This is a genomic window from Xanthobacter sp. BG11Y11_SDJG (assembly GCF_057364445.1).
Window position 1 is genome coordinate 1 of record NZ_JBNFNU010000264.1, and the last position, 6,176, is coordinate 6,176.

The 6,176-nt window shown below is 71.1% G+C and carries 4 protein-coding genes and 2 pseudogenes; all 6 read left to right on the forward strand.

Features of this window, described 5'->3' with window-relative positions; genetic code table 11:
- A pseudogene (locus tag AC2W7M_RS18035) lies at nt 1-735 on the forward strand (ABC transporter permease); the annotation flags it as partial.
- Entirely contained in the window at nt 732-1,577 is an 846-nt protein-coding gene (locus AC2W7M_RS18040) for a phosphoenolpyruvate hydrolase family protein (protein ID WP_486133775.1), read from the forward strand. The pseudogene AC2W7M_RS18035 and the gene AC2W7M_RS18040, both read left to right, overlap by 4 nt.
- A gap of 69 nt (nt 1,578-1,646) precedes the next feature.
- A pseudogene (locus AC2W7M_RS18045) lies at nt 1,647-4,588 on the forward strand (flotillin family protein).
- A gap of 12 nt (nt 4,589-4,600) precedes the next feature.
- Nucleotides 4,601-5,038, forward strand: a complete 438-nt coding sequence (locus tag AC2W7M_RS18050) for an SRPBCC family protein (protein ID WP_486133777.1) — start codon at nt 4,601-4,603, stop codon at nt 5,036-5,038.
- A 4-nt stretch (nt 5,039-5,042) separates the two neighbouring features.
- Nucleotides 5,043-5,495 carry an SRPBCC family protein gene (locus AC2W7M_RS18055; protein ID WP_486133778.1) on the forward strand — a complete coding sequence of 151 codons (453 nt, stop codon included), beginning with the start codon at nt 5,043-5,045 and terminating at the stop codon, nt 5,493-5,495.
- A 1-nt stretch (nt 5,496) separates the two neighbouring features.
- Nucleotides 5,497-6,176 (forward strand): FAD binding domain-containing protein (locus tag AC2W7M_RS18060; RefSeq protein ID WP_486133780.1); only part of this gene is annotated, 680 nt, incomplete at its 3' end.

Consider the following 6,176-nt stretch of genomic DNA (forward strand, 5'->3'; position numbering starts at 1 on the left):
GCCGCGCGGCGCCGCATCGCCCGCCGCGGAACCCGGACGCGGCCCCTGGTGGGCCTCACCATGTTCGGCGTCACCACGCCCTGCGTGCAGCAGGTGTCGAAGCTGATCGAGGCCGAATGGGAGCCGCTCGTCTTCCACGCCACCGGCACCGGCGGGCGGGCGATGGAAAAGCTGGTGGACTCAGGCCTCGTCGGCGCGGTCATCGACCTCTCCACCACCGAGGTCTGCGACATGATGATGGGCGGCATCCTGCCCGCCACCGAGGACCGCTTCGGCGCCGTCATCCGCACCCGCATCCCCTATGTGGGCTCGGTGGGCGCGCTCGACATGGTGAACTTCGCCGCCCCCGACACGGTGCCGGAGCGCTACCGCGCCCGCACGCTCTACCCGCACAACCCGCAGATCACGCTCATGCGCACCACGGCGGAGGAGAACGCCCGCATGGGCCGCTGGATCGGCGCGCGGCTCAACGAGATGGAAGGGCCGGTGCGCTTCCTCATCCCCGAGCGCGGCGTCTCCGCGCTCGACGCGCCCGGCCAGCCGTTCCACGACCCCGCGGCCGACGCGGCGCTGTTCCAGGCGCTGGCGGACACTGCGCCGGGCCGAACCGGCAGCTCATCCGCCTGCCGCTCCACATCAACGATCCCGCCTTCGCGACGCGTGGTGCAGCACTTCCGCGCGCTGCACCAGAGCCGCCGGCGCGAGCGGGGCGGACCGCGGCAGGCGACCCCATGACCCAGAATTCCGCATCCCGGCTCGACAAAGCGGGCCTGCTGGCGCGCTTCCACGCCATGGCGGCGCGGGGCGAGCCCATCGTCGGCGGCGGCGCCGGCACGGGCCTCTCCGCCAAGTGCGAGGAGGCCGGCGGCATCGACCTCATCGTCATCTACAATTCCGGCCGCTACCGCATGGCCGGGCGCGGCTCGCTCTCCGGGCTCATGCCCTATGGCGACGCCAACGCCATCGTCATGGAGATGGCGGCCGAGGTCCTGCCGGTGGTGACATCGACGCCGGTGATCGCCGGCGTGTGCGGCACCGACCCGTTCCGGCGCATGGACGTGTTTCTGGACGAGGTGAAGCGCATCGGCTTTTCCGGCATCCAGAACTTCCCCACCGTGGGGCTCATCGACGGCACCTTCCGCAAGAACCTGGAAGAGACCGGCATGGGCTTCGCGCTGGAGGTGGACATGGTCGCCCGCGCCAACGCCAAGGGCCTCCTCACCACCCCTTACGTCTTCTGCGAGGCGGACGCGCAGGCGATGGCCGAGGCGGGGGCGGACATCATCGTCTGCCACCTCGGCCTCACCACGGGCGGCTCCATCGGCGCCGAGACGGCGCTGAAGCTCGCCGACTGTCCGGCGCGGGTGGACGCCTGGGCCAAGGCGGCGCTGGCGGTGAAGCCGGATGCCCTGGTCCTGGTCCATGGCGGGCCGGTGGCGGAGCCGGCGGACGCCGATTTCATCCTGAAGCACACGACGCACTGCCACGGCTTCTACGGCGCCTCCTCCATGGAGCGCCTGCCGGTGGAAATCGCCATCCGAGACCAGACGCGCGCCTTCAAGGCCATCCGCCGCTGAGCGCCGACCCATACGCCGGCCCCAAGGCCGGCCATGCCAAGTGACCCGGAGACGGGCGGGAGGAAGATCATGTCGGGACAGCTGATCGGGGCACTGATCCTCTGGCTCATCGTGGCGGTGATCGTCATCGCCATCGTCGTCTATCTGGTGAACTGGCTCTACCGCCGGTCCTCGAAGGAAGTGTCTTTCGTCCGCACCGGCTCGTTCGGCGAGAAGGTGGTGATCAATGGCGGCGCCTTCGTGCTGCCGTTCATCCACGATGTCACGCCGGTGAACATGAACGTGCTCCAGCTCGCGGTGACGCGGGCGAACAACGACGCGCTCATCACTCGCGACCGCATGCGGTGGACATCGACGCCGAGTTTTATGTCCGCGTGAAGCCGGAGAAGGAGGCGGTCGCCATCGCCGCCGCCACCCTCGGCCGCCGCACGCTCCAGCCGGACCAGCTCAACGCCCTTCTCTCCGGCAAGTTCATCTCGGCCCTGCGCACCGTCGCCTCCGAGATGACGATGGAGGAGATGCACGAGAAGCGCGGCACCTATGTGAAGCGGGTGAAGGAGGCGGCCGCCGAGGCGCTCGACCAGAACGGCCTGATCCTGGAATCTGTCGCGCTCACCGACCTGGACCAGACCGACCTGCAATTCTTCAACCCCTCCAACCGCTTCGATGCCGAAGGCCTGACCCGGATCATCGAGGAGATCGAGGACAAGCGGAAGCTGCGCAACGACATCGAGCAGGACTCGATGATCCGCATCCGCACCCGCAACCTGGAGGCGGAGCGCCAGGCGCTCGACATCGAGCGCGAGAGCGAGGCGGCGCGCCTGGAGCAGCAGCGCGAGATCGAGATCAAGCGCGCGGTCCAGCGCGCCGAGGTGGCGCGCGAGCGCGCCGCCCGCGACACCGAGGCCGAGCAGGCCCTCATCCTCTCCCGCGAGGAGATCGAGAAGTCCCGCATCGCCAATGAGCGGGCCATCAGCGAGGCGCGGATCGCCTCCGAGCGGGACATCCGCCACCGGGAGATCGAGCGCACCCGCGCCGTGGAGGAGGCCGAGATCGCCGCCCGCGAGCACGTGGAGACCGCGCGCATCGCCAACGAGGAGGCCATCAACGCCGCGCGCATCGCCTCCGAGCGGCAGATCCGCCAGCAGGAGATCGAGCGCGCCAAGGTGCTGGAAGCGGCCGAGATCGCCGCCCGGGAATCCACCGAGCGGGCCCGCATCCTGCAAGAGGCGGCTGTGAGCGCCGAGCGCATCGCCCGCGAACAGGAGGTGCGCAACCGCGAGATCGAGCGCACGCGCATCCTGGAACAGGAGGACATCGCCGCGCGCGAGGCGGTGGAATCCGCCCGCATCGCCCAGGAGGAGCGCGTGCGCGCCCTCCAGATCGCGCGCAACCGGGCGCTGGACGAGGCGGAGATCGCCGCCCGCGAGGCCATCGAGAAGGCCCGCATCGCGCAGGAAGACGCCGTCACCGCCGACCGCATCGCGCTCGAGCAGCGCACGCGCCTCCTGGAGATCGGCCGCACCGAGGCGGTGGAGGCCGCCGAGATCGCCGCCCGCGAAGCGGTGGAGAAGGCGCGCATCTCCCAGGAGAAGACCGTTTCCACCGAGCGCATCCAGCGCGACGAGGCGGTGCGCAGCCTGGAGATCGCCCGCAACAAGGCGATCGACGCCGCGGAGATTTCCGCCCGCGAGGCCACGGAGGCCGCCCGGATCGCCCAGGAGAAGGCGCTCGCCGCCGAGCGCATCGCCGCCGAGCTTGCCACCAAGGCCCTGGAGATCAAGCGCAACGCCGACCTCGACGCCGCCGAACTCGACCGGCGCGACGCGGTGGAGCGCCAGCGCATCGCCACCGAGCTGAAGCTCGAGGAGGAGCGCATCAACTCCTCCAAGACCCGCGAGTTGCTCCAGATCACCCAGAAGAAGGTCATCGAGGTGGCCGAGGAGGAGCGCGCCATCGCCCTCGCCGCCAAGCGGGTGGAGCGCACCGGCGCCGACCGCGAATTGCGGCAGGCCGAGATCACGGCGCGCCAGCAGGTGGAGACCGTGGACATCCAGCGCGAGCAGGCGCTGGAGGCGGCCCGCATCGACCGGCGGCGGGCGCTGGAGCAATTGGAGATCGCCCGCAACCAGTCGCTCCAGGAGGCGCAGATCGCCTCCAACGAGGACGTGGAGCGCGCCCGCATCTCGTCCGACCGTGGCCTCGACGAGGCGCGCGTCGGCCGCCAGCGCGAGCTGCGCAAGCTGGAGATCGAGCGCGAGCGCGAGGTGGAGGCCGCCGCCATGGACAAGGCGATCGCGCTCTACGCCAAGTCGCTGGAGGAATCCGCCGCCCAGGCCAATGCCGAGATCGCCCGCGCCAAGGCGGTGGAGGCCGAGGAGCGGGTGAAGACCATCCGCGAGAGCGAGGGCGCCAAGCGCCGCCGCACGGTGGAGGTGATGCTCGCCGAGAAGGTCGCCGACGAGACCCGCATCGCCGCCGAGGCGGAGAAGGTGCGGCGCGCCGTGGAAGCCGAGGCGCAGAAGCTGCTCTACGAGGCCGAGAACGTGCTCTCCGACGGCGCCCGCTACGGCCTGTTCCGGCGCCGCCTGCTGGACCGGATCGAGGGCATCGTGCGCGAGAGCGTGAAGCCCATGGAGAAGATCGAGGGCATCCGCATCCTGCATGTGGACGGATTGGCGGGGATGGGCGGCGGCGCGGGCGGCGCGGCGCGCTCGCCCACCGACGAGGTGATCGAGAGCGCGCTGCGCTACCGGGTGCAGGCGCCCATGATCGACCAGGTGCTGAAGGAGATCGGCATCGAGGGCGGCAACCTCGCCAAGATGGGCGGGCTCATGCGCGAAGCCTCCGACATGCAGCGCGTCGCCAAGGAGGTGGCCCCCCGCGAGGGCGGCGGTGGCGGCGGCAAGGGTAAGCCGGAAGCGAAGGGGCCGGACGGCAAGGGCAGCGGCTCGGGTGGCGGTGGCGGTGGCGGTTCGGGCGGCGGCTCCGGCCCCGCCGAGAAGGCGTGAGGAGGAAGCGCCATGGCCCGCGTCTACGTCTCCTCCGTCATCTCCGCCCCCGCGGCCAAGGTCTGGGCCCGCGTGCGGGACTTCAACGGCCTGCCCAACTGGCACCCGGCCATCGCCGAGAGCCGCATCGAGAACGGCGAGCCGGCGGACAGGGTCGGCTGCATCCGCGCCTTCGCCCTGCGCAACGGCGACCGGCTGCGCGAGCAGCTGCTGGGCCTGTCCGACTACGACATGTTCTGCACCTACTCGATCCTGGACTCGCCCATGCCGCTCACCAACTACGTGGCGACGCTGCGGCTCACCCCCATCACCGACCAGGAACGGACCTTCATCGAGTGGTCCGCCGACTTCGACTGCGCGCCCGAACGCGAGGCGGAGCTGGTGGGCGGCATCGGCGCCAACGTGTTCCAGGGCGGCTTCGATGCCCTCAAGCGCGCATTCGGAGGGTGAGGCCATGCCGCACGTGGTCCGCAGCACCATCATCGACGCGCAGGTGGACCGGCTCTGGGCCGTGCTGCGCGACTTCAACGGCCACGACCGCTGGCACCCCATCGTCGCCCGCAGCCACATCGAGCGCGCCCAGCCCTCCGACCGCGTCGGCTGCGTGCGCCGCTTCGTGCTGCGGGACGGCAGCGAGCTGCGCGAGCAGCTGCTGACCCTGTCCGACCTGGAAATGACGTTCAGCTACTGCCTGCTCGATACGCCGATCCCCCTGTTCAACTACGTGGCCCATGTGCGGCTGCTCCCGGTCACCGACGGCAACCGCAGCTTCTGGCACTGGGAGAGCCGCTTCACCACGCCGCCCGGGCGCGAGGCGGAGCTGGCGCGGATCGTCGGCGACGAGGTCTACACCAACGGCATCGAGGCGGTGCGCCTCCTGCCGGAACTCGCGCGGGAGGACGCCTGACATGCTCGACGTGCGAACCTGCGCCAGTCTTGCCGAGGCCGCCGGCATCCTCTCCGGCGACCGCCAGGCGCTGCTCGTCGGCGGCGGCACGCTGGTGATGCGCGACGTGAACGAGGGGCGCCTCACCGACGGCACGCTGGTGCGCGTCACCGATCCGGCGCTGGCGCAGATGTCGCTCTCCGGCGCGCGCCTGGAGCTGGGCGCAGGCGTCACCATGGCGATGGTGCTGGCGCGGCCGGAGCTCGCCTTCCTGCACGGCGCGGCCCGCGCCATCGGCGGACCGGCGGTGCGCAACATGGCGACCATCGGCGGCAACCTCTTCGCGCCGACGCCCTATGGCGACTTCACCACCGCGCTCCTGGCGCTCGATGCCCAGGTGGTGGTGCAGTCGGGCTACGGCTCGGGCCGCCCGGTGCCGCTGGAGGACTTCCTCGCCGCCCGCGAGCGCGGCGGCCAGGGCCTGGTGACAGCGGTGCACGTGCCGCGGCCGCAGAACCCGATGCATTTCCATTTCCGCAAGATCAGCCGCGTCAAGCCCAAGGGCATCGCGGTGATGTCCATCGCCGCTCACCTGCCGCTCGCTGGCGGCCGGGTGGCGCAGGCCCGCATCGCCTATGGCGCCATGGCGCCCCGACGCCCATGGCGGGCGAAGGGCGTCGAGCGTGCCCCTCGAAGGCCGCG

Coding starts and splice junctions, on each gene's coding strand:
- AC2W7M_RS18040 (WP_486133775.1), top strand. CDS start 732: ATGACCCAGAATTCCGCATCCCGGCTCGACAAAGCGGGCCTGCTGGCG.
- AC2W7M_RS18050 (WP_486133777.1), top strand. CDS start 4,601: ATGGCCCGCGTCTACGTCTCCTCCGTCATCTCCGCCCCCGCGGCCAAG.
- AC2W7M_RS18055 (WP_486133778.1), top strand. CDS start 5,043: ATGCCGCACGTGGTCCGCAGCACCATCATCGACGCGCAGGTGGACCGG.